The sequence below is a fragment of the Pedobacter sp. BS3 genome, assembly GCF_008274585.1.
GTDB lineage: Bacteria > Bacteroidota > Bacteroidia > Sphingobacteriales > Sphingobacteriaceae > Hufsiella_A.
This window is the reverse complement of sequence record NZ_VTRT01000002.1, coordinates 606,985-629,501: the sequence shown is the minus strand read 5'-3', so window position 1 is coordinate 629,501 and position 22,517 is coordinate 606,985. Positions and strand designations below refer to the sequence as shown.

Annotated in this window: 22 protein-coding genes and 1 tRNA gene; 21 read left to right on the top strand and 2 right to left on the bottom strand. The window is 44.0% G+C overall.

Annotation, left to right across the window (positions count from 1 at the left end):
* Nucleotides 1–30: 30 nt before the first annotated feature.
* From FW774_RS08345 to FW774_RS08270, 16 genes are all read left to right on the top strand, one after another.
* Nucleotides 31–1,944 (top strand): AMP-dependent synthetase/ligase, encoded by a 1,914-nt coding sequence (locus FW774_RS08345; protein ID WP_149347704.1) that lies wholly within the window; start codon nt 31–33, stop codon nt 1,942–1,944.
* 478 nt (nt 1,945–2,422) lie between these two features.
* Complete coding sequence (locus FW774_RS08340) at nt 2,423–4,486, top strand: BatA domain-containing protein (protein WP_149347703.1); 2,064 nt, start codon at nt 2,423–2,425, stop codon at nt 4,484–4,486.
* Complete coding sequence (locus FW774_RS08335) at nt 4,483–5,748, top strand: dihydroorotase (protein ID WP_149347702.1); 1,266 nt, start codon at nt 4,483–4,485, stop codon at nt 5,746–5,748. The genes FW774_RS08340 and FW774_RS08335 overlap by 4 nt, the downstream gene beginning before the upstream one ends.
* A gap of 126 nt (nt 5,749–5,874) precedes the next feature.
* Complete coding sequence (locus FW774_RS08330; protein WP_149347701.1) at nt 5,875–6,693, top strand: KilA-N domain-containing protein; 819 nt, start codon at nt 5,875–5,877, stop codon at nt 6,691–6,693.
* An 89-nt stretch (nt 6,694–6,782) separates the two neighbouring features.
* Nucleotides 6,783–7,454, top strand: a complete 672-nt coding sequence (locus tag FW774_RS08325; RefSeq protein WP_242457771.1) for a hypothetical protein — start codon at nt 6,783–6,785, stop codon at nt 7,452–7,454.
* A gap of 2 nt (nt 7,455–7,456) precedes the next feature.
* Nucleotides 7,457–8,047 carry a DUF4199 domain-containing protein gene (locus FW774_RS08320; protein ID WP_149347699.1) on the top strand — a complete coding sequence of 197 codons (591 nt, stop codon included), beginning with the start codon at nt 7,457–7,459 and terminating at the stop codon, nt 8,045–8,047.
* Nucleotides 8,048–8,272: 225 nt separating this feature from the next.
* Nucleotides 8,273–9,223, top strand: coding sequence for a glycosyltransferase family 2 protein (locus FW774_RS08315; RefSeq protein ID WP_149347698.1), 951 nt, complete (start codon nt 8,273–8,275; stop codon nt 9,221–9,223).
* Nucleotides 9,224–9,333: 110 nt separating this feature from the next.
* Nucleotides 9,334–10,302 carry a glycosyltransferase gene (locus FW774_RS08310; protein ID WP_149347697.1) on the top strand — a complete coding sequence of 323 codons (969 nt, stop codon included), beginning with the start codon at nt 9,334–9,336 and terminating at the stop codon, nt 10,300–10,302.
* Entirely contained in the window at nt 10,272–11,087 is an 816-nt protein-coding gene (locus FW774_RS08305) for a hypothetical protein (RefSeq protein WP_242457770.1), read from the top strand. Before FW774_RS08310 ends, FW774_RS08305 begins: the two co-directional genes overlap by 31 nt.
* 20 nt (nt 11,088–11,107) lie before the next feature.
* A complete protein-coding gene (locus tag FW774_RS08300) occupies nt 11,108–12,613 on the top strand; it encodes a GH3 auxin-responsive promoter family protein (protein WP_149347696.1) in 1,506 nt (501 codons plus the stop codon).
* Nucleotides 12,614–12,658: 45 nt separating this feature from the next.
* Nucleotides 12,659–13,036: a four helix bundle protein gene (locus tag FW774_RS08295; protein WP_149347695.1), complete on the top strand. Its 378-nt coding sequence runs from the start codon at nt 12,659–12,661 to the stop codon at nt 13,034–13,036.
* A gap of 124 nt (nt 13,037–13,160) precedes the next feature.
* Nucleotides 13,161–14,336: a 1-deoxy-D-xylulose-5-phosphate reductoisomerase gene (locus FW774_RS08290; RefSeq protein WP_149347694.1), complete on the top strand. Its 1,176-nt coding sequence runs from the start codon at nt 13,161–13,163 to the stop codon at nt 14,334–14,336.
* 38 nt (nt 14,337–14,374) lie between these two features.
* Complete coding sequence (rseP, locus tag FW774_RS08285; RefSeq protein ID WP_149347693.1) at nt 14,375–15,694, top strand: RIP metalloprotease RseP; 1,320 nt, start codon at nt 14,375–14,377, stop codon at nt 15,692–15,694.
* Between the two features lie 129 nt (nt 15,695–15,823).
* Nucleotides 15,824–16,354, top strand: coding sequence for a Fe-S protein assembly co-chaperone HscB (gene hscB / locus FW774_RS08280; protein WP_149347692.1), 531 nt, complete (start codon nt 15,824–15,826; stop codon nt 16,352–16,354).
* Nucleotides 16,355–16,361: 7 nt separating this feature from the next.
* A tRNA-Leu gene (locus FW774_RS08275) sits at nt 16,362–16,445 on the top strand.
* Between the two features lie 38 nt (nt 16,446–16,483).
* A complete protein-coding gene (locus FW774_RS08270; RefSeq protein ID WP_149347691.1) occupies nt 16,484–16,768 on the top strand; it encodes a GIY-YIG nuclease family protein in 285 nt (94 codons plus the stop codon).
* A gap of 108 nt (nt 16,769–16,876) precedes the next feature.
* On the opposite strand, the gene FW774_RS08265 is transcribed toward FW774_RS08270, so the two are convergent.
* Together FW774_RS08265 and FW774_RS20870 are read right to left on the bottom strand one after the other, a co-directional pair.
* Nucleotides 16,877–17,269, bottom strand: coding sequence for a type II toxin-antitoxin system HigA family antitoxin (locus tag FW774_RS08265; protein WP_187774857.1), 393 nt, complete (start codon nt 17,267–17,269; stop codon nt 16,877–16,879).
* Nucleotides 17,256–17,426 carry a type II toxin-antitoxin system HigB family toxin gene (locus tag FW774_RS20870; RefSeq protein ID WP_149347689.1) on the bottom strand — a complete coding sequence of 57 codons (171 nt, stop codon included), beginning with the start codon at nt 17,424–17,426 and terminating at the stop codon, nt 17,256–17,258. Before FW774_RS20870 ends, FW774_RS08265 begins: the two co-directional genes overlap by 14 nt.
* Nucleotides 17,427–17,746: 320 nt before the next feature.
* Here FW774_RS20870 and pncA point away from each other — a divergent pair, with 320 nt between their 5' ends.
* From pncA to uxuA, 5 genes are all read left to right on the top strand, one after another.
* Nucleotides 17,747–18,367, top strand: coding sequence for a bifunctional nicotinamidase/pyrazinamidase (gene pncA, locus FW774_RS08255; RefSeq protein WP_149347688.1), 621 nt, complete (start codon nt 17,747–17,749; stop codon nt 18,365–18,367).
* Nucleotides 18,368–18,489: 122 nt separating this feature from the next.
* Nucleotides 18,490–19,443, top strand: a complete 954-nt coding sequence (locus FW774_RS08250; RefSeq protein WP_149347687.1) for an acetyl-CoA carboxylase carboxyltransferase subunit alpha — start codon at nt 18,490–18,492, stop codon at nt 19,441–19,443.
* 263 nt (nt 19,444–19,706) lie between these two features.
* Entirely contained in the window at nt 19,707–20,093 is a 387-nt protein-coding gene (locus tag FW774_RS08245) for a hypothetical protein (RefSeq protein WP_149347686.1), read from the top strand.
* Nucleotides 20,094–20,254: 161 nt separating this feature from the next.
* Nucleotides 20,255–21,070: an SDR family oxidoreductase gene (locus FW774_RS08240; RefSeq protein WP_149347685.1), complete on the top strand. Its 816-nt coding sequence runs from the start codon at nt 20,255–20,257 to the stop codon at nt 21,068–21,070.
* 6 nt (nt 21,071–21,076) lie between these two features.
* Entirely contained in the window at nt 21,077–22,267 is a 1,191-nt protein-coding gene (uxuA, locus tag FW774_RS08235) for a mannonate dehydratase (protein WP_149347684.1), read from the top strand.
* Nucleotides 22,268–22,517: the final 250 nt, after the last annotated feature.

The window sequence follows — 22,517 nt, the reverse complement described above, 5'->3', positions numbered from 1 at the left end:
GTAATATTGCCAAAACTAACCTGTTGACAAATGAGCCAGCCAATTGACTATAGTACCGTTCCTAATCTGTTGCGAAACGTAGTTAAATATATCCATCCGGACACCCATCCTTTCCTGCTGCATAAATCGGGAGAAAGCTGGCAGGAAATAAGCTATCGCGATGTATTGAGCACTGCCGATGCCATATCGGCCTGGTTCCTGGAAATGGGTATTACCAAAGGCGACAGGCTGTCCCTGCTGATAGAGAACTCACCCGAATATGTATTCTATGACCAGGCGCTGCAACAGATAGGCGCCGTTAACGTATCGATATATCCTACCCTGTCCGAATCGGAAATGGAATATATCCTGGTAGATTCAGGCGCCCGGGTGATATTGGTAGGAAGCGTATTCCTGTTTAAAAAAATAATACGAATAGCCAACAACTGCCCCGATCTGCAACGTATTGTTCCTGTATTTGACGACTATGCCAACCACGTGCAGGGACATGCTGTTAACGCCGGTATTATCGGCTTAAAAACACTGATTGACGAGGGTCACAAGTGCCTGAGCAAATACAAAGACCAGATTACCGCCTTACGGGAAGCGATTATGCCTTCGGATATCTCTTCCTTGATCTATACTTCCGGCACTACCGGTATCCCGAAAGGCGTTATGCTGACCCACTCCAACTTTGTTGAGAATGTAAAGGTTTGCCTCGAACAGATACCCGTACTGGATAACGATGAGACTTTCCTATCGTTCCTGCCCCTTTCGCACGTGTTTGAGCGAACAGCAACGTACCATGTTTGTTGTGCTAAAGGCTGCAAAATCGCTTTTGCGCAAAGCCTGGAATTGTTAGCCCGAAATATGGCCGAGGTAAGACCAACCGTAATGAACGTGGTACCCCGTTTGCTTGAACGGATACATGACAAAGCGGTAAAAAGTGCCACCAGTGCCGGCGGTATTAAAGCAAGTATTTTCAACTGGGCCATGAAAACCGGCGAAGGCTACCGTAAGCTTAAGGAGTCGGGCAGGGAAGCTGGCGTTGCGCTGAAACTGAAGCAGCGAATGGCAGATAAGCTCGTATTCAGCAAGATCAAGGAAAAAACCGGCGGACGCTTAAAGTTTATGATCTCGGGCGGAGCCGCGTTACCTAAAAATGTAGGCGAGTTTTTTGGCAACCTGGGCATTAAAATACTGGAAGGCTTCGGCTTAACTGAAACCTCACCGGTGATGTCGGTTACCGAATTTCACCGGCAGGTATACGGTACGGTTGGCCGTGTTATCCCGGGCATTGAGGTAGGCATACAGGATGTTGACACGAAGAATTTTATAACGGTACAAACGCATAACTCGTTCAAACCCGATTTTGAATGCGCCGAAGGCGAAATTGTTGTACGTGGTCACTGCGTAATGAAGGGCTACTGGAACAAGCCGGAAGAAACCGAACAGGTAATTGACGCCGATGGCTGGTTCCATACCGGCGATATCGGCCGTTTCTTCAAAGGCAACCTGCAAATCACCGACCGGATCAAAAACATGCTGGTTAACGCCTTTGGCAAAAATATCTATCCTACTCCCGTTGAAAATACGTACCTGAAAAGCCAGCGCATAGAGCAATTGTTCTTGATTGGCGATAAACGCGAATATGTAACGGCTATTATCATTCCCTCAAAGGAAGCATTGCAGGAAAAATTTGGCGTAACCGAAGACTTTTTTCAACAACCGGACTTGTTTATTGAAGATAAGGAAATTGTTAGCTGGATCGCCGAAGATATTAAACGCCTGTCCACCGAGCTTGCCAAGTTTGAACGTATCAAGCACTTCAAGATCAAGCGTACCCTGTTCACCATCGAGGCCGGTGAGATCACTCCTACCTTAAAAGCCAAGCGAAAAGTGATCGAGAAGAAATATGCCGAGCAGATCGACGAAATGTACGCACAGGGCATTGAGCACCTGTAGCACCGGGCATACATAGCGGGATATGATCAGCCGGCCTGACCAGGCTCTGGGCTGATCAAGGCAAACGCATCTAAAAAAATGTGGCGTCATTGTCCCGGGACTTCGTATGGGTGTCAAGTTTAAATATTCCCCTCTAAAACATTCAATTAGCGATCGGGCGAAGCTCCAGCTTCGTCCGTTTTACCTTAAGCCTCCGGCTCCACCCCTTGTCCCCGACAGACCAACATTATTCGTTCCGGCCTGTCGGGGGACAGGCCGGGGAAAGCTCTTAATTTGACGTCTCCGGCCAAGTTTCGTGTCTTCACGAAACTTCTCTGATACCGGTTTATGGAGACACGAAACGAAACCGGAGCTTCACTCAATCGAATTACTTTTATCCCCATAAACTCATAACCCTATAAGCTTCTTAACCTTAACCTCAGCCTCAATCTTAGCCTCAATTTGAATTAGCCATCAAAAAACGTAGCTTTGTATCTTAATGAATTTCGTGTATCCCGGCTTTCTGTTCGCCCTGTTTGCTGTCGCTATACCGATTCTTATTCATTTATTTAATTTCAGGAAGTACAAAAAAGTATACTTCAGTAATGTGCAATTCCTGAAAGATGTCGAGCAAAAAACATCGTCGAAACGCAATCTCAAAGAGTTACTCATTTTGCTAAGCCGTATCCTGGCTATTGTGTTTCTCGTGCTGGCTTTCGCGAAACCCTATATCCCGGCGCCGCAGGCCGATGCTGCTGCCGGTGTATCGCAGGTGGTAAGTATTTTCATTGATAACTCGTACAGCATGGAAGCCGTTAATAAAAACGGAACCCTGCTTGACGAAGCCAAACGGCGGGCTAAGGAGATTGTATCCGCCTATGGCCTCAACGACCGTTTTCAGCTGCTTACCAATGATTTTGAGGGCCGGCATCAGCGCCTGGTGAACCGCGATGAGTTTCTGGCATTATTAAATGACATCCGCGTAAGCGCCGCGACCCATACGCTGAAACAGATTGTACAGCGGCAGCAGGATTTCCTGAAAACCGGTACAAAATCGCGTAAAGCGTTATATGTGTTGTCCGATTTTCAAACCAACATGCTTTCGCCCGAACCGCTCAAACCCGACAGCAGCGTACAGGTAAACCTGGTAAAAATAGAAGCCAACAGCCTGCCCAATCTGTCGGTAGATTCGGTTTGGTTTGCTTCGGCTGTGCACAAACCCGGCGACAAAGAGCAATTGATAATCCGGCTGCACAATAATTCGGATAAAGAGGCGGAGCAGGTCCCGGTTAAGGTACTTATCAATAAGGTGCAAAAAGCGATTGCCAGCATTTCCATTGCCCCGCGAAGCATCAGGCAGGATACCCTGACTTTTAGTGGCTTGCGTGAAGGCTGGCAGGATGGCGAAGTGGCATTAACAGACTATCCCATTACATTTGACGACCATTTTTACTTCAGCTTTTATGTTAGGCCGCTTTTATCCGTGCTGGCCATACACAACACCATTCCCAGCCCGTATTTGCAGGCCGTTTACCGTTCGGATGCGTTTTTTAAGCTTACGGATGTCAATGCCGGTAACATCGATTACGCTTCGCTTCCGGCTTATCCGCTTATTATTTTAGACGGCTTGCAAAGTATTCCTTCGGGACTGGTGCAGCAACTACAAAACTACGTAGCCGAGGGTGGCAGCCTGTTTGTTTTTCCGTCCCTTACGGGGAATATGGACGAACTAAGAACTCTTTTACAAAGTATGGGAGCCGATATTCCGCAGCAGGTGGTGAATCAGCCTGCTAAAGTTTCTGCTATCGCGGTTAAAAATTCCCTGTTTGAAGATGTGTTTGAGACCGTTCCGAAGAACCTGGATTTACCTGCCGCATCTTCTTATCTTACCTATACAAACCGGAGCCAGACCAACCGGCAGGAACTGATGACCTTTGCGGGACACCAGCCATTTCTATGCCGTTATACCTGGAAATCCGGCTCCGTTTATTTAGCGGCCGTTCCGCTTGACGATAAAGCCAGCAATTTCGTGCGTCATTCCCTGTTTGTGCCCGTAATGCTTCGTGCGGCGCTTACCGCGGTACATGCAAAACGACTGTCGTACACCATTGGGGTGGATGAAATACTGGAAACCGAAAAGGTCAGACTGGATGCCAACCAGACGTTACACCTGGTGAAAAAGGATTTTGAAGCTATTCCCGATTTACGGCAAACCGATGCCGGAACACAACTATTCATTGCCGACCAGGTGAAAGAACCCGGCATTTACAGCCTGACCAAACAGGATAGCGTATTGGCAAAATTTGCCTTTAACACCTCGCGGCTGGAATCGGATATGCGCTATGCCGGTAATACCGAACTAAAGAGTCAGTTTATACAAACCCGGCCCGAAGTGATAGACCCGGCCAGTACATCACTGAAAAATCAGATAAAAGCTGCCTCCATAGGTACACAATTGTGGAAAGTTTGCCTAATTTTGGCGCTGATTTGTCTGGCAATAGAAATACTGTTAATTAAATTTTTCCGGGTTTCAGGCCCTAAACCTATCGAGCAAAGTCCATGAAGAAAATTCTGCTTAAATCCGTAACTGTTATTCATCCCGAATCATCGTTTAATGGTAAAACGGTTGATGTGCTGCTGGCAGGCGGCTTGATACAGGCAATTGATAAAAATATACCGGTTGCTGATAAATCCGTTCAGGAAGTAGAGGCCAAAGGAAAGTACCTTATTCCCGGTCTTTTCGATTTGAACGCTAATTTCGGTGAACCCGGATTTGAAACAAAGGAGGACCTGGAAAGTGGTTCAGAGGCTGCGGCAGCCGGTGGTTTTACCGGTGTCGCCCTGATGCCCAACACCAATCCGCCCGTTTATTCAAAGGCCGAAGTTGCTTACCTGGTCAATAAGGCCGCACCGTATTTAACCGATGTATTTCCGCTGGGAGCCATCAGCTACAAGCGGGAAGGTAAGGATTTGGCCGAGCTGTACGATATGCACCTGGCAGGCGCTGTGGCTTTTACCGATGGCAACCGCCCGGTAGCCGATTCCGGTTTAATGAGCAGGGCGATGTTGTACGCCAAAGGTTTTGACGGTCTTGTTTTTTCGAATCCGGAAGACCCGTCTATCGCGGGAAGCGGTAAAATGAACGAAGGCGAAACCAGCACGTACCTGGGGATGAAAGGCATTCCGGCTTTAGCCGAAGAGCTGATGATTGCACGGGATATTTACCTGGCCGAATACAACGATTGCCGCATTCACATCAGCACGGTTTCAACGGCAAAAAGTGTGGAGCTTATCCGTCAGGCGAAAAAGAAAGGATTGCGGGTTACCTGCGATGTAGCAGCACATCACCTGGTGCTTACGGAAGATGCCGTAACCAATTTCGACAGCAATTATAAGGTGAAGCCGCCCCTGCGCACTAAAGCTGATGTGAAAGCCTTGCTGAAGGGGCTAAACGACGGAACTATTGACGCGGTAGTATCGCAGCATACGCCCCATGAGGTTGAATTCAAGAACATTGAATTTGAGATTGCATCGTACGGTATCATCGCCTTGCAAACATTATTGCCATTAGTTTTACAAGCCGGACTGAGCATAGAGCAGGTAGTAGAAAAAGTAGCGGTAAATCCGCGTCGAATCCTTAACCTGCCCGTTCCGGAGATAGCTGTTGGGGCTACAGCAAATCTGGCGCTGGTTGACCCGAAAGCACAATGGCAATATTCCGGAGAAACAAATCTTTCAAAATCACAAAACTCGCCGTATCTTGGTAATAAGCTTACCGGTAAGGTGTTGCTGGTTTGCAATAACAACCAGGTAAAAATGTATTAGGGGATTTTAAAATACAGTATATCAGACTTACTAAGTTTTTAAAACCTTCGTAAGTATTACTGTTGGCAGTCATTTCAATCAATAAATCCAGATTTGTTTTTTACTATCTTTGTTACCTATTAGGGCATGGCAAAAGGGAGAATTTTAGAGGTAAAGCAATCAACAATTACGGTTATTACTGAAAATGAAACCGATTTTATCAGTTTGACTGATATGACCTTAGGTTTCAGCGAAGGAAGCGGTTTAATCGGGAAATGGATAACCAATAAAAACACTTTGGAGTATTTGGGCGTTTGGGAAAACATCAAGAACCCGGATTTTAATTACCCCGAATTCGGGGTAATTAACCAGGAAGCAGGTGTAAACAGGTTCATAATGTCCGTAGGACAATGGATTGAACGTACAAAAGCAATCGGGCTGATTGTGAAAGCAGGTCGTTATGGTGGAACTTACGCTCACAAAGACATTGCTTTTCATTTTGCAATGTGGTTAAGTCCCGAATTTCAAATTTATCTTATCAATGAGTTTCAACGCCTGAAAGACGATGAAAACAGTCGCCTGAAATTAGAATGGAACTTACAACGGACATTAGCAAAAGTAAACTACCACATTCACACAGATGCAATCAAAGAAAGTCTGATACCGCAAGAAATTACGAAACAACAAGCAAGTTTTGTTTATGCTAACGAAGCGGATTTGTTAAACGTTGCGCTATTCGGAATTACAGCCAAAGAATGGCGGGACAATAACGCTGACAAAAATGGCAACATCAGGGATTATGCGACATTGGAACAGTTGGTAGTATTGAGCAATATGGAAAGTATAAACGCTTTGCTTATCCAACAAGGATTATCACAAAGCGAACGACTTATCCAACTAAATAAAACTGCCATAACGCAAATGAAATCGCTACTTGATAGCAATGCAATAAAGAAACTAAAATAAATAGACAGACGAAACAACAACGAACCGCCAACATCCCGCCCCTCGCCAATACGAGGCACGATATGAAGGCTTAACTTTTAACTTTTATTATGGAAAATACATTACAACGGGCTATACAAACGGCATTGCCGGCTTTCGGTAAGGTAAGCGGGAGGGATGTTACCGATATTCAGGTTACATTGCTGACCATTATCAACAGCGATAAGCCTTTTATGCAGAAGGTAGAGGAACTGGATGAGGTTTTTGATGACGAACCTACACTGGAAGCTTTGCGGGAAGTCTTTTTTGACCTGTTGCTCATCAATTTCTTTTCAGAAGATGTAAACAAGCTGGAAGAGGATTACCTTGATTCGCCCGAATGGGAAGCCATTGAAGATAAAACCATTGACCGTGGAACTGAACTGCTCAACGTATTGCTATATTTAAAAGAATGTGAGGACGAGCGTATCGAACCCGAACTGGGAGATTTTCTGAAAGAATTCCTGTTAGTTGATGAAGACGAGTTCCAGGATGAGCATCGCATTTACGAAGATATTATCGCCAACCAGATATTGGTGGAAAGCAATTTTGCCGAGATTGCAAGGGTAGCCAACGAACTACCGGCAACTTCGGAGATTAAGGAACTGTTCTATTCGCTGATGTGTTTCTTCAACGAAGCCAATCCGTCAGAAAAGCAGAAAGAGCTCTTTCTGGCTAACGCTCCCGAACCAGAACTGGATATCTTTGTGTATACCTTATTAACCAGCTACATAAACAAATAGTTATGGAAACCACGTTAGAAAATCTTAATCCCACGGCCAGGAATAACGGATTGATATTAGGTATCATAACCTTTATTATCAATATCCTGGTGTATTATGTGTCGCCGTCGTTAATGGCATCAACCGCTTTTGGGATGGGCGTTATCGTAGTATCAATTATACTTTATATCGTATTTATCCTCGATATGCGCCGTAAGATTGGCGGTTATTGGTCGTTTCGCGATGCATTGCGGGGTATATTTTTAATGGCTCTGGTTGCCGGTATAACCGATGCGCTGCTTAAATTTATATTTTACAAGTACATTGAGCCCGGCGCCTACGATAAAGTTATTGGTTTCGTGGTGGATAACCTTACCCGCACGTATGAGCGGATAGGAATGGACCAGGATAAAATTGATGAAGTGCTGGAAAAAGTGAAAGAAGGTATGAAAGCGCAATTTAATCCCTCCATTGGTGATTTCCTGAAATCGCTGGGCATGATGATTATCGTGGAGTTTGTAATGAGCCTGATTTTCGCCGCCATCTTTAAAAAAGATAAACCCATGTTCATGCGTGTAGACGAAATCAGCGAACAGGATGCGGAAGGACTATGAATTGGTATTGTGTAGAGCGTATTGAGTATTGCGATTTATGATTACCGATGGTTAAATTGCTAAGATTGTTCAATTACTTTCTACCGGAGATACATAACATAAACAAATAATTAACAGCCAATGTCAAGTCAATTATAAACCGTCATGTTAATTCGTTTTTATATTGATTTTAAACCTATTACCTGTTTTTAGTTTTGACTTTTTAATTTTGACTTTTGACTTAACATGCAAATATCCGTAGTTATTCCCTTATTAAATGAAGCCGAATCGTTGCCGGAGCTGGTACAATGGATAGACCGTGTGATGCAGGAAAACGGTTTCACGTACGAAGTAATTATGGTTGACGATGGCAGCAGCGATAATTCATGGGAAGTGATACAGGATTTAAAAGCCGGTTATTCCGCTGTGCGGGGAATCAAATTCCGGCGCAATTATGGAAAATCAGCAGCGCTGAATGTGGGGTTTGAGGCCAGTCGCGGCGATGTGGTCATTACCATGGATGCCGATTTGCAGGACAGTCCGGATGAAATCCCGACCTTATACCATCGGATTGTAGACGAGAAGTTTGACCTGGTTTCAGGCTGGAAGCAAAAACGCTACGACCCCTTAACCAAAACCATTCCCACTAAATTATTCAATGCGGTAACCCGGCAAATGTCGGGCATACATAATCTGCATGATTTTAACTGCGGACTGAAAGCCTATCGCAAAGATGTGGTTAAAAGTATCGAGGTGTACGGCGAAATGCACCGTTATATACCGGTTATTGCTAAATGGGCAGGATTTAAACACATTGGCGAGCAGGTGGTAGAGCATCGAGCCCGCAAGTATGGCACTACCAAATTCGGCTTCAGCAGGTTTATTAACGGCTTTTTAGATTTATTGTCGATATTTTTCGTTGGTAAATTCGCTAAGCGTCCCATGCACTTTTTCGGCTCAATGGGCGTGCTGAGCTTTTTAGCCGGTATCATTATCACCATCTGGCTGATTGCTGAGAAGCTGATAGATATAGCGCATAACGTGAAATATCGCAATGTAACCGACCAGCCTTTGTTTTACATAGCGTTGGTAGCCATTATTGTAGGTTTTCAGTTATTTTTAACCGGGTTTGTAGCCGAGCTGATATCCCGCAATTCACATGAACGAAATAAATACCAGATAGAAAAAGAAATATAGTAGGGTGTAGGTAAATAAAGGCGTAAGGTTTGGGGTTGAAGGCATAAGGCCCCTTAAACCTTTTACCGTAAGCCTTAAACCTTCCACCTTTTACCTTCCACCTCAACCCCATGTTTTTCTCCATCATCATTCCCTTATACAACCGCCCGCAGGAAATCAATGAGTTGCTGCATACGCTTACCGGGCAAACCTATATGCAGTTTGAGGTGCTGGTTATTGAAGATGGTTCAACCAACGATGCCCGTGCCATTGTAGAAAGCTATCGCGATAAGCTGGATGTGCATTACTATTATAAGCCGAACGAGGGACAGGGATTTTCACGTAACTTTGGTTTTGCACAGGCCCGTGGCGATTACTTTATTGTGTTCGATTCGGATTGTCTGATTCCTAAACAGTATCTCGAAACGGTAAAGAATTACCTGTACGAGCATCCTTTAGACGCTTACGGTGGTCCGGACGCGGCGCATGAGTCGTTTACCCCTGTTCAAAAAGCCATCAGTTATTCCATGACCTCGCCGTTTACTACCGGTGGTATCCGCGGCAATAAAAAAAGTATCGGGCAATTTCATCCGCGAAGCTTTAACATGGGTATATCCCGCCAGGTATGGGAAAAAACAGGCGGATATATCTTAACGCGGCTTGGCGAAGATATCGAATTCAGTATCCGCATTCAGCGCTCCGGGTTTACTATCGGCCTGATTCCAAATGCGGTAGTATACCATAAGCGTCGTACCAGCCTGTTCCAATTTTATAAACAGTTGCATTTTTTCGGGCGGGCACGCATCAATATTTATAAACATTTTCCGGAAGAGCTTAAACCGGTGCACTTTTTCCCGGCCCTGTTTACCCTGTTTTTATTTTTTACAATGGCCGCAAACATTTTTAACCTGCCAATTGCTGTACTTTGTAACTGTTTACTTGCCGTTTACATTTTGTTAATATTTTTCCATTCGTGGAGTGTAAATAAATCGGCAAAAGTTGCATTTTTGAGCATATTTGCCGCCTTTACACAACTTGCGGCATACGGATTTGGATTTATGCAGGATTTATGGAGAAAAGTTATCTTAAAACACACCTGATAGAATTTTTAAAAGACAGTACATTTACTGTTAATGACGTCATAAAAACGGCTGTAGATGTGCTTAAGGCACATTATGTATCTGTGGCCGGCTTGTGCCTGCTGATGTTTATTACCTGGAATTTATCCGAAATCCTGGCCGCTTTCCTCGGCGAAATCAATGTAGGTATCAATATTTTGATGTTCCTGTTCTTTATACTGGTTTATTTCGGGCTGCAATTAACCCTGCTGAAATATATTCTCCGCATTCTCGATAATAACAACGAGGACGTGTCCATTAAAAATTCGCTGCCAACCCGCAGGCAGATTGTGAACTTCCTGATTGCTACGCTCTACTTTTTTGCGTGTATCGTATTGGTTTACGCACTCATTGCGGTGTTGTTTTTTCCGCTGATTTATACACCGATACAAATGGAAGTTATTATACAAATAGCCACATCGGTAGGTATCATCGCCATTATTATTACCTGGATACGCATTTCGTTTTTCCCATTTTTCATTATCGACCGTGACGACTGGCCGTTTAAATCCATCCGGTTTAGCCTGGCTATCACCCGTGGTAATTTCACGCGACTGCTGTTGCTGCTGTCGTTTTTTGCGCTGTTTCATGTGTTGTCCATTTATTTCAACTACCAGGGATACGCTATGTTTTCAGCGGCTATCAGCATCATCAATTCATTCCTTATCGTACCTTTGTCCAGTGTAGCAATCGCGGTAGCATACCGTAAAATGATGAAGGATTATACCGGCGATGCCGACCCGGATATCATCCATAATATTATTTGATTGCGATTTTTAATTAACTGATGGGATTTAAAGCCGCGTTAAGTAAGCCTTTCGCTGCCCTGGTAATGCGGAAGGAGAATAAGTGGAAACAGCATGCTGTTGAGGCGCAACACCAGACTATGCACCGGCTTATTGCCCGTGCCCGCGATACCGCTTTTGGTAAAGACCACCATTTTAGCGATATAAGTACCTACGATGATTTTAAGAAGCAGGTTCCTGTACGTGATTATGAAGGCCTGCGGACGTATATAGAGCGCATACTACATGGTGAAGAGGGTGTGTTGTGGCCCGGTAAGCCCGCTTATTTTGCCAAAACTTCCGGAACTACTTCGGGGGTAAAGTATATCCCGATAACCAAAGAATCCATGCCGGAGCACATCCGTGCGGCACGAAATGCATTGTTGAGCTATATTTATGAAACGGGCAAGGCCGATTTTGTGGATGGCAAAATGATTTTTTTGCAGGGAAGTCCGGAGCTTACCGTGAAAGCCGGTATTGCCATAGGGCGGCTGTCGGGAATTGTTGCGCACCATGTGCCCGGTTATCTACAGAAAAACCGTTTACCAAATTACCAGACCAATTGTATTGAAGACTGGGAACAAAAAGTAGATGCCATTGTCGATGAAACTATTGACCAGGACATGCGTCTCATATCAGGTATTCCACCCTGGGTGCAAATGTATTTCGACCGGCTTTCCGCGAAGCGTAACGGAACCAAAATCAAGGATATCTTTAAAAATTTCAGCCTTTTTGTTTACGGGGGCGTAAATTTTGAACCATACCGGGCACGTTTAGAAGAAAGTATCGGGCGAAAGGTAGACAGCATCGAAACGTATCCCGCATCCGAGGGATTTATAGCTTATCAGGATTCGCAACAGGATAAAGGCTTATTGCTTTTAGCTGATGCCGGCATATTTTATGAGTTTATCCCTACCGATGAATACTATAATGATAACCCAACCCGTTTAATGCTGGATGAGGTTGAGCTGAATAAAAATTATGCGCTTATCCTGAATACTAATGCCGGTTTATGGGGATACAGTATCGGCGACACCATTAAGTTTGTTTCAAAAAATCCATATAAAATAATTGTTACAGGTCGCATCAAGCATTTTATTTCGGCATTTGGCGAGCATGTAATCGGCGAAGAAGTAGAAGAAGCATTACTATCCGTGGCCCGGCAGGAAAAGGTGGAGATTACCGAGTTCACGGTTGCGCCGCAGGTTAATCCTCCGGCCGGTGAATTGCCTTACCATGAGTGGTTTATCGAGTTTGTCAAAGAGCCGCAAAATATGGTTGAGTTCAGCCGTAAAGTGGATGATGCTTTGCAGAAGAAAAATATTTACTATTTTGACCTCATCGAAGGGAAAATCCTGCAACCGCTTGTCATCCGTTCATTACAGGAAAACGCTTTTGTAAACTATATGAAAAGCGAAGGCAAATTAGGCGGACAGAATAAAGTCCCACGGTTAAGTAATGACCGGAAAATTGCGGACAGGTTAGGGGAGTATGTCACTAATTGCTGAAATTGCTTTATTGTTCAATTGTTGCAATGACTGACCAGTAGTTTTATGGAGAAAAATTATCTACAATTAAATCAGATAACGGCTTATGTAAGGGCTTTTAGGTTAAGCAATGAAATTTGGGATTTAGTAAATAAATGGGATAGCTTTGCTAAATATACAATAGGACAGCAATTTGTGAATGCTATTGACTCGATATCGGCAAATATTGCCGAAGGTTTTGGCCGGTTCCACAAGAAAGATAAAATTAAGTTCTATTATTATAGTTTGGGGTCGGTTAAAGAATGTCTTGATTGGAATGAGAAAGCCAGAATCAGGAAATTAGTTAGTGAAGAAATGTATTTAAAGATTTTTGCAGTTTTAGATACCCTGCCAAAGGATATTCATCAGTTAATACGTTTTACAAATGATAAGCTGAAAATATAACGGTGCACAATCTCGCACTAAACAATAAAGCAATTTAACAATAAAGCAATAAGACAATAGAACAATCCAAACAATAAGCATCCAGCAATATAAACAATAAAGCAATCCAACAATAAAGCAATCATTGAACACTAAAACACCATATCAAAAGCATATAACTATTCTGGGTTCTACCGGCAGTGTTGGTACGCAGGCGCTGGACGTTGTCAGGCAGCACCCTGAACGTTTCAGTGTGAGCGTATTAACCGCTTTCAATAACGCAGATACACTCATCCGGCAGGCTTTGGAATTTAGTCCCGGTATGGTTGTGATTGGTGATGAGCGGAAATATTCTGAGGTTAAAGCTGCCTTATCGGCCACGGCAACACACGTATTGGCAGGTGAGGATGCGTTGTGCGAGGCTGCTGCTTATGCGGCAAGTGATATTGTCTTAACGGCGCTGGTGGGTTCTGCGGGCTTAAAACCGACTATTGCGGCTATCCGTGCAGGCAAGGATATCGCGTTAGCCAATAAAGAAACATTGGTTGTTGCCGGCGATTTGGTAACCACGCTGGCCAAACAATATGGCAGCAGGCTGCTGCCTGTAGATTCAGAACATTCGGCCATTTTTCAATGTCTGGTAGGCGAGGACAATAACCCGGTTGAGAAAATCTACCTCACCGCATCGGGCGGCCCGTTTCGCGGAAAAGACCCCGGCTACCTGGCACATGTTACCTGTGCCGATGCCTTAAAACATCCAAACTGGGTGATGGGTTCTAAAATAACCATCGACTCGGCATCGTTAATGAATAAAGGGCTGGAGGTTATCGAGGCAAAATGGCTGTTTAACCTGGATATTTCGCAGATTGATGTGATTGTGCACCCGCAATCGGTTATTCATTCCATTGTACAGTTCACGGATGGTTCCATGAAGGCGCAAATGGGTGTTCCCGATATGAAGCTGCCGATACAATATGCGCTGGCGTACCCCGACCGGGTAGAAAATAATTTTAAACGGTTCAATTTCCTGGATTATCCGTCTTTAACGTTCGAAAAACCGGATATTGCAACATTCAGGAATTTGGCACTCGCTTTTGATGCGCTCAAAGTTGGCGGAAATATGCCATGCGTGGTCAACGCTGCCAACGAAATAGCTGTGGCAGAGTTTTTGAACAACAGAATTGGCTTCCTGGAGATGAGTGAAATGATTGAAGCCTGTATGCATAAAATGATGTTTATTATGGAGCCTTCGCTGGAAGATTACCTGGAAACCGACCGGTTAACACGTATTTATGCTCACGAACTTGTAACAAGTTATTAATTGAAAAATCAAAATAAATAAAATATTAAAATCAGTATATGGATGGATTAGTTATGGCCGGGCAATTATTGCTGGGACTATCAATATTAATTGTTTTGCACGAATTAGGGCATTTTGTAGCCGCCCGGGCCTTTGGAATTAAAGTAGAGAAATTCTACCTGTTTTTTGACGCATGGGGATTTAAGCTCTTCAGTTTTAAATACAAGGATTGCGAATATGGTATCGGCTGGCTGCCGTTGGGCGGTTATGTCAAAATAGCCGGGATGATTGATGAGTCGATGGATACCGAGCAACTGGCCGGTCCGCCGCAGCCCTGGGAGTTTCGTTCAAAACCGGCTTGGCAGCGACTAATTGTCATGCTTGGCGGAATTACTGTCAACATCATCCTGGGTATCTTCATTTTCTGGATGCTGGTATTCCGCTACGGCGAAACGTATATGCCCAACGATAAGCTGGTGAACGGTATTTCGCCGGGAATAATTGGTAAGGAAATAGGTTTGCAGCCCGGCGATAAAATTGTCGCGGTAAACGGGAAAAAGATTGTTCGCTTTGAGGAACTGAACAGCTCTAAAGTTTTACTGGGTAACAGTGAGCTTACCATTGAACGCCATGGAGAAATTAAGCAAATCGGCGTACCGGGTAATATTCTCGAAATGGTTTCAGATTATGGAATCGGTCAGTTTGTAGAACCTCGTTTAACCTCTTCGGTAGGTGATGTGCTCAAAGGTGGCAATGCTGAAAAAGCCGGTATCAGAGCTGGTGATAAAGTAATTGCGATAGATAACAAGCCAATCGGCTTTTTTGATGAGCTGAAAGATGCTTTGCAGGCCTATAAAAATAACGATGTACAGTTAAAACTGGTACGTCATAGCGATACCATGCAGGTAACATCGCACGTAGATGCTAACGGGCAATTAGGTATTGCGGCTAATGTGGATGAATTGCAGTCAGACAGTATCCATTATAGCTTACTGGCATCGCTTCCGGTAGGCGCATCAAAAGCCTGGGGCTCGTTTATGGATAATGCCCGTGGTTTAGGTAAGGTAATAACCGGTCAGGTGAAAGCCAATAAAGCCTTTACCGGCCCGGTAGGCATTGCCAAAATGTTTGGAGGTGAAGTAAACTGGGTTAAGTTCTGGAGCCTGGTAGGCTTGCTGTCTATGGCGCTGGCCTTAATGAACCTGTTGCCTATTCCGGCTTTAGATGGCGGACACGCTATGTTCCTGATTGTTGAAATGGTAAAAGGAAAACCATTAAGCGAGAAATTTATGGAACGGGCTCAAATTGTTGGTTTCTGCATATTAGTCGCCCTGATGGTTTTTGTGCTGGGCAATGATATTTTCAAGGCAGTGAAGTAGGCTTGGCTTATGGCTGATAGTTCATGGTTCATAGCATAGTAGGAATGTCGAAAACGGGTTATGTGTTATGAGTTGCGAGTTATGAGGCCTGTAACACGTAACCCATAACACGCAACAATTTAGCAATTAATGAATTACTTTGAATTATACGAAATTCCCGAATCGTTCAGTATAGACCGTGCGGCGCTTAAAACGAAGTTTTACGAGCTGAGCAAGCGGTATCATCCGGATTTTTATGTGAACGAAAGTCCGGAAAAACAGCAGGAGATTCTGGCGCTTTCCACCTTAAATAATAAAGCGTACCAGGTATTAACCGATCCGGCCAAACGAACCGCCTACATTCTTTCTAATCACAACTTATTGGAAGAAGGCGAGAAATATCAGCTATCACAGGATTTCCTGATGAATATGATGGAAATCAATGAAGCCCTGATGGAAGCTGAGTTTGATACCGATGCTGAAAAAATACAGCAGCTAAACAGCGATATTAAGCAAATAGAATCAGCGTTAGGTAACGAGCTGAAACAATATACCGAAGCGTTTGATGCCAAAGCTTCGGCTAATCCGGAAGATTTGCTCCTGAAAATTAAGGATGTGTGGTTCCGGCAAAAATATTTGTTGCGAATAAGGGATAGTTTAAATAGATTTGCAGCCCGCTAACAACAATGCCGCGGTGGCGGAATTGGTAGACGCGTTGGTCTCAAACACCAATGATTTCACGATCGTGCCGGTTCGACCCCGGCCCGCGGTACTAAAGCCTTCGAGAGATCGGGGGCTTTACTTTTTACAATGGCTTCTGTTTATATTCTACATTCAACTAAGCTTGACCACTCTTACATTGGTAGTTGCCGTGATCTGCCTTATCGCTTAAAGCAGCATCAGGAAAAACTATTTCCCAAAAGTTTTACTGCAAAGGCAGATGATTGGAACTTGTTTCTTTCTATTGATGATCTTGAATACCAACAAGCCATAGCCATAGAAAAACATCTTAAAGAAATGAAGAGTAAAACTTATATCCAAAATCTTAAGAAGTATCCTGAGATCGAGACAAAGCTGGTAGAACAATATAAATAATGGCGGCCCCGGTAGCTATCGGGACCGGTCCGTGGTACACTTGAAAGCCCGATAAAGGTACTATCCAGACTTTTTTCATAAGTATAGTGTGAAGAAGGGTAGTAAGTTCTATACCTTTTTCAAAATAAAATTCCCGTCAATCCCCAATTTTTGATGCAATGATTTCAGGAAACTTACATCGGGGTCACGCTTGCCATTGAGTATTTGAGATAACTTAGGTGCTCCAATGCCAAGGATAGCAGCAAGTCCCTTTTGCGTAACACCCAATTCTTTTTTTTTAGCTTCTACCACGGCACTAAGTGTCACTGACATTGGCATCAGTTTCATATCCTCGTCCTCATACCGCTCGGCCAACAGGCTTAGCTTCTCCAATTCATCTGCTTCCTGCTGGCTCAACGCATGGAAACCGCCACCATCGGTAGCCTTTTGGAGATAGCCCTCAATCATAGCCATCACCTGGTGGTATTGCTTTTCGTTCCGTATCTTGTTAATATCGGTCATTCCCCACAGCATCTACACTGCCAAATGTATTCCGTACATCATTAAAATTGCCCCAATTGACCTCCTTTACAATTTGATACCAACTATTCAATGCTGCCTTTGAAGCGGGGTGCTTATGAGCAAAAATATTAATGGACGTCTTGGCAATGATGACCATACTACAAAGGTAGATAAAATTTTAAATTTTGAAATTTGTTATATATTTTGAAATATGTTTTATAAAACCTTACCCCTCAGGAGTAACTCTTTCCTTTTAATCCGCATGCACTTTATAAACCAGTTTAAATAGCTATATAGCGTTTAATTATAAACCAACCTGGGAATATATTTTATACCACTGATTATAAGATAGTTACCGGTTTTAAATTTTTAATTTTGACTTTTAACTTAATAATGGATTTCTTTCCTTTGTCCGTTAAATTTATCTGTCAAACAATAACTGTAAGGCAAAGGTTATACATTTTCTGAGGTTTTAATATGGAAGCATTATTGATAATTGATATTCAAAACGATTTTCTCTCAGGTGGAAGCCTCGCTGTTGAGGGAGGAGACGAGATTATCCCGGTTATTAATAAGTTACAGGAACATTTTCAGCTGGTAATTGCCACGCAGGACTGGCATCCGGTATCGCATAAAAGTTTTGCGTCCAATCATCCCGACTGCAAGGTTTATGATACGGTAGATCTCAATGGATTGCAACAAGTGCTATGGCCCGACCATTGCGTGCAGGCGTCAGAAGGAGCTGCCTTATCGTCCAAATTAAGCCAGCACCGGATAGAAGCCATCATCCGGAAAGGAACCAATGCTGAAATAGATAGTTACAGTGCATTTTTTGATAACGGGCATTTAAAGTCCACCGGGCTTACCGGTTACCTGCGTGAACGTGAAGTAATCCGGCTGTATATTGTTGGGCTGGCGGGTGATTTTTGCGTGTATTATACGGCCAAAGATGCTATAAAAGAAGGCTTTGAAACCTGCATTATAGCCGATGCCGTACGTTCTGTATACCCGGATCAATTTCCGGTGATAGCCGCAGACATTATACAGGATGGTGGTTTCCTGATCAGTAGCGATGAAATATTGGAAAATGTGACGTAACTAACAGCTAATGAGCTGTTTGTAAGGATTTTGTTTCAACTTCTGGTTTTGCGGCAACGAATTATGCTTTAAATTGGATTTTGAAATACCTAATTTAGCAGGCTTATAATTTTTATTTTTAGATGAGTACATCTTTTGATTTTGAAAAACCCATTGCAGATCTGCAACAGCAAATAGATAAAGTGAAACAAGTAGCCGATAAAACAAAGGTAGACATGTCTGCCACCCTTGCGGAGCTTAACGGCAAGGTGGAAGAAGCCAAACAGCAGGTTTATAATAACCTGACCGGCTGGCAGCGGGTTCAGATATCCCGGCATCCTGACCGCCCGCAAACATTTGATTATGTTTCCATGATGTGCGATGATTTTTTAGAGCTTCATGGCGACAGAACAGTAAAAGATGACAAAGCCATTGTTGGCGGTTTTGCAACTATTGCCGGTCAGTCGGTAATGATCATCGGGCATCAGAAAGGTAAAAATACCAAAGAGCGGCAGTACCGCAATTTTGGTATGGCAAATCCCGAGGGTTATCGTAAGGCGCTGCGGCTGATGAAGCTTGCTGAGAAGTTTAATAAACCCGTAATTACGTTGATTGATACCATGGGCGCTTATCCGGGCCTTGAGGCTGAAGAACGCGGTCAGGGCGAAGCCATTGCCCGCAACCTGCTGGAAATGTCGGTATTGAAGGTGCCTATTCTTAGTTTCATCATTGGCGAAGGCGCTTCGGGCGGTGCATTAGGTATCGGTGTTGGCGATAAGGTGTACATGCTCGAAAATTCCTGGTATTCAGTGATATCACCCGAATCCTGTTCGTCTATTTTATGGAGAAGCTGGGATTATAAAGAGCAGGCGGCAGAAAAATTAAAGCTTACATCGGGCGATATGTTTGCCAATAAGCTCATTGACGGCGTAATTCCCGAACCGTTGGGCGGCGCACATCAGGATCCGAAATACATGGCCGATGTAGTTAAAGAGCAAATCCTGAAAGATCTGAAAACCTTAAGTAAAAAGAAGATAGACGATCTGGTGAATGCCCGCATTGAGAAATTCTGTTCGATGGGAGTTGTGGAAGAATAGACCAGATAAAAAATACTAAGTTGTTTTGTTGAGCAGAATGTTATACTGCTCATTTTTTTGTTCCTTATGTTGCCGCAAGCGTACCGTCTTGTGTTTAGGTATGAGTGGCAAGCTCGCACCTCCGCAACGGGCGGTTTGTATGTGCTATAGTTTTAAATGCCATGAACCATACGCCATGAACTATAAGCCATGAGCTCTCCGTTTTTTTCACATCCCCTGCAACTTTTGGGGCTCTGAAGCGTCTTACTATAAAAACATCAGGTATGAAAAAATTATTCCTTATCATATTGCCCTTATTTTTACTTGTAAGTGCATGCCAGAAAACAGAATATGTAACGCCTAACCAGACGATATTAACCAGTATTCCCGCTACCGGCTGGGTGAGCTCCAATGGTGGCAGAAGATATTCCGCTACGATTGATATGCCTGAAATTGATAATTATATCGATGAACGGGGCGGCGTTTTGGTATATCTGGCTTTCGGCGACGGCCCTTATGAGCAGATACCGGAAGTGTATGACGGCTTTTCCTACAGCTATTCTTATTTCCCCGGACAACTGACTGTAGATGTGCAAAGCTCAGATGGTAATACGCCGATATCTGCACCGGGAACTGCGTATGTTAAGATCTTACTTATCGAATCCAATTAAACCAGGATATTTATCCCATATCTTCCTTCACTCGAAAACGTTTCCGTAAAAATAAGCAGTAATATCAACCGATAAAGGAATATTTTTTCCCAAATTAACGCCATCAAAACAACACGTAATTATAAATCTGGCGTGAGCCGTTAATACGGATAATTAATAATATGGGAAATAACTTTTCTTTAGCAGACAAGGTGATTGTAGTGACCGGGGCTACCGGTATTTTAGGACATTCATTTATCAAAGGTATTGCCGCTGCGGGCGGTGCTGTGGGCGTTTTAGGTCGCAACAAAGATGTGGCAGAGCAGCGGGTAGCCGAAATTAAAAATAATGGCGGCCGGGCCATAGCGCTTATTGCAGATGTTCAGGACGAAAGTCAGCTTCGGCAGGCAAAAGAGCAGGTGCTGAACACGTATGGTAAAATTGACGGGTTGGTGAACGGGGCAGGAGGGAACCGTCCAAATGGTGTTCTTCAGCCTGATGAAGATATTTTTAATATCAGCATTGACGGTATGAAGGAAGTAATGGAGCTAAATTTGTGGGGAACCTTAATTCCTACGCAGGTATTTGGTCCTGAAATTGCTAAAACCGGCAACGGGAGTATCGTCAATATCTCTTCCATGAGCTCAAAACGGGCTATTACCAAGGTAATGGGTTATAGCCTGGCAAAGGCTGCGGTAGATTGCTACACCCAATGGTTTGCCGTCGAACTGGCTAACCGTTATGGCGATGCCGTTCGTATGAATGCCATTGCCCCCGGCTTTTTCCTTACCGAGCAGAACCGCACCCTGTTAACTACGCCGGATGGTGGTTATACCGAACGCGGAAACCTGGTGTTAAAGCAAACACCATTCAAACGTTTCGGAGATGCCGATGAGCTCATCGGCGGTTTGGTATGGCTGCTTAGCGATGCCTCGAAATTTGTAACCGGAACAGTGATCAATATTGACGGTGGTTTTATGGTGAACAGTGGCGTATAACATACAATGAGCAATCCAAATACAAAACAATTCCGTATGGTGCAAACTATGCGCTGGTACGGCCCCAATGACCCGGTAAGCTTACAGGATATCCGCCAGGCGGGATGCACAGGTGTGGTTACAGCACTGCATCACATTCCCAATGGCGAGGTCTGGACGGTAGAAGAAATAAAAAAGCGTCAGGCGCAGGTAGCGCAGGCCGGTATGGTTTGGAACGTTGTGGAGAGCGTTCCGGTACACGAGGCCATTAAAACGCAGAGCGGAAATTATAAAACGTATATCGAGAATTACAAACAGTCGCTACGTAACCTGGCAGCCTGCGGCATATATATTGTAACGTACAATTTCATGCCTGTGCTCGACTGGACACGAACCGATCTGGCCTTTACGGTTGCCGATGGCTCAAAAGCCTTACGTTTTGAAAAAGCGACATTTATAGCTTTTGAGGTATTTATGCTTAAACGCGAAGGTGCCGAAGCCACTTATACTGCTGAAGAATTAGAGCGAGCCCGGTTGCGTTTTGAAGGTATGAGCGAAGCTGAACGTTTACAGTTGCAGCGTAACATTATCGCCGGTTTACCCGGAAGCGAAGAAAGCTTCACCTTAGAGCAGTTTCAGCAGGCGCTGGATGCTTATAAAAACATTGACGCACAACAGTTACGCGAAAACCTGATCAGTTTTCTGCGTGAAATAATTCCGGTGGCTGATGAGTGTGGTGTTAAAATGGTTATTCATCCCGATGATCCGCCTTACCCGATATTGGGCTTGCCACGGGTAGTAAGCACGGCCGCCGATGTACAGGCATTATTTGAGGCGGTTCCTTCGGTAAATAACGGTCTGTGTTTCTGCACCGGCTCTTTCGGTGTTCGGGCCGATAATGATCTGCCGGCTATGGTCAAACAGTTTGCTGACCGGATCAACTTTGTCCATTTACGCAGTACCCGCAGAAATGAGTTTGGCGATTTTTATGAAGATAATCACCTGGAGGGGAATGTGGATATGTACGCTGTGGTAAGAAATATAGTAGAAATAATGCAGCAACGGCAATTTGCCATACCCATGCGCCCCGACCACGGGCACCAGATGCTGGATGATTTGAATAAAAAGACTAATCCGGGCTATTCGGCTATTGGTAGACTGCGTGGCTTAGCTGAGTTGCGGGGTTTGGAAGAGGGCATTTGCAGATCTGTATTATAAAATAACTAAAGTTAGAGCTTGTTTAAAAAATGAAAAGTTAAGTTATACGGAGCTGCTGGTGAGGGCACCAGCAGCGGCAGGAAGTCATGGACGGTGTCTTCACCGTCCATTAAAGCCTGTGAAATCTTTATATGAAATTTAAACAGGCTCTTATATTTGAGCATTGCCCTGAAAATGATTTTTAGAGGTAATGCTGTTATGCTTTTTAAACATACAAATTCTGCTAAAGCAGGATATGTTATACCAATTA

What these genes read in the sequence shown, in the direction of transcription:
- FW774_RS08250 (WP_149347687.1), top strand. Translation starts at nt 18,490, where the DNA reads ATGAGTACATCTTTTGATTTTGAAAAACCCATTGCAGATCTGCAACAG.
- uxuA (WP_149347684.1), top strand. Translation starts at nt 21,077, where the DNA reads ATGAGCAATCCAAATACAAAACAATTCCGTATGGTGCAAACTATGCGC.
- FW774_RS08240 (WP_149347685.1), top strand. Translation starts at nt 20,255, where the DNA reads ATGGGAAATAACTTTTCTTTAGCAGACAAGGTGATTGTAGTGACCGGG.
- FW774_RS08340 (WP_149347703.1), top strand. Translation starts at nt 2,423, where the DNA reads ATGAATTTCGTGTATCCCGGCTTTCTGTTCGCCCTGTTTGCTGTCGCT.
- FW774_RS08295 (WP_149347695.1), top strand. Translation starts at nt 12,659, where the DNA reads ATGGAGAAAAATTATCTACAATTAAATCAGATAACGGCTTATGTAAGG.
- FW774_RS08320 (WP_149347699.1), top strand. Translation starts at nt 7,457, where the DNA reads ATGGAAACCACGTTAGAAAATCTTAATCCCACGGCCAGGAATAACGGA.
- FW774_RS08265 (WP_187774857.1), bottom strand. Translation starts at nt 17,269, where the DNA reads ATGACCGATATTAACAAGATACGGAACGAAAAGCAATACCACCAGGTG.
- FW774_RS08335 (WP_149347702.1), top strand. Translation starts at nt 4,483, where the DNA reads ATGAAGAAAATTCTGCTTAAATCCGTAACTGTTATTCATCCCGAATCA.
- FW774_RS08310 (WP_149347697.1), top strand. Translation starts at nt 9,334, where the DNA reads ATGTTTTTCTCCATCATCATTCCCTTATACAACCGCCCGCAGGAAATC.
- FW774_RS08315 (WP_149347698.1), top strand. Translation starts at nt 8,273, where the DNA reads ATGCAAATATCCGTAGTTATTCCCTTATTAAATGAAGCCGAATCGTTG.
- FW774_RS08245 (WP_149347686.1), top strand. Translation starts at nt 19,707, where the DNA reads ATGAAAAAATTATTCCTTATCATATTGCCCTTATTTTTACTTGTAAGT.
- rseP (WP_149347693.1), top strand. Translation starts at nt 14,375, where the DNA reads ATGGATGGATTAGTTATGGCCGGGCAATTATTGCTGGGACTATCAATA.
- hscB (WP_149347692.1), top strand. Translation starts at nt 15,824, where the DNA reads ATGAATTACTTTGAATTATACGAAATTCCCGAATCGTTCAGTATAGAC.
- FW774_RS08270 (WP_149347691.1), top strand. Translation starts at nt 16,484, where the DNA reads ATGGCTTCTGTTTATATTCTACATTCAACTAAGCTTGACCACTCTTAC.
- FW774_RS20870 (WP_149347689.1), bottom strand. Translation starts at nt 17,426, where the DNA reads ATGGTCATCATTGCCAAGACGTCCATTAATATTTTTGCTCATAAGCAC.
- FW774_RS08300 (WP_149347696.1), top strand. Translation starts at nt 11,108, where the DNA reads ATGGGATTTAAAGCCGCGTTAAGTAAGCCTTTCGCTGCCCTGGTAATG.
- FW774_RS08330 (WP_149347701.1), top strand. Translation starts at nt 5,875, where the DNA reads ATGGCAAAAGGGAGAATTTTAGAGGTAAAGCAATCAACAATTACGGTT.
- FW774_RS08325 (WP_242457771.1), top strand. Translation starts at nt 6,783, where the DNA reads ATGGAAAATACATTACAACGGGCTATACAAACGGCATTGCCGGCTTTC.
- FW774_RS08345 (WP_149347704.1), top strand. Translation starts at nt 31, where the DNA reads ATGAGCCAGCCAATTGACTATAGTACCGTTCCTAATCTGTTGCGAAAC.
- FW774_RS08305 (WP_242457770.1), top strand. Translation starts at nt 10,272, where the DNA reads ATGGAGAAAAGTTATCTTAAAACACACCTGATAGAATTTTTAAAAGAC.
- pncA (WP_149347688.1), top strand. Translation starts at nt 17,747, where the DNA reads ATGGAAGCATTATTGATAATTGATATTCAAAACGATTTTCTCTCAGGT.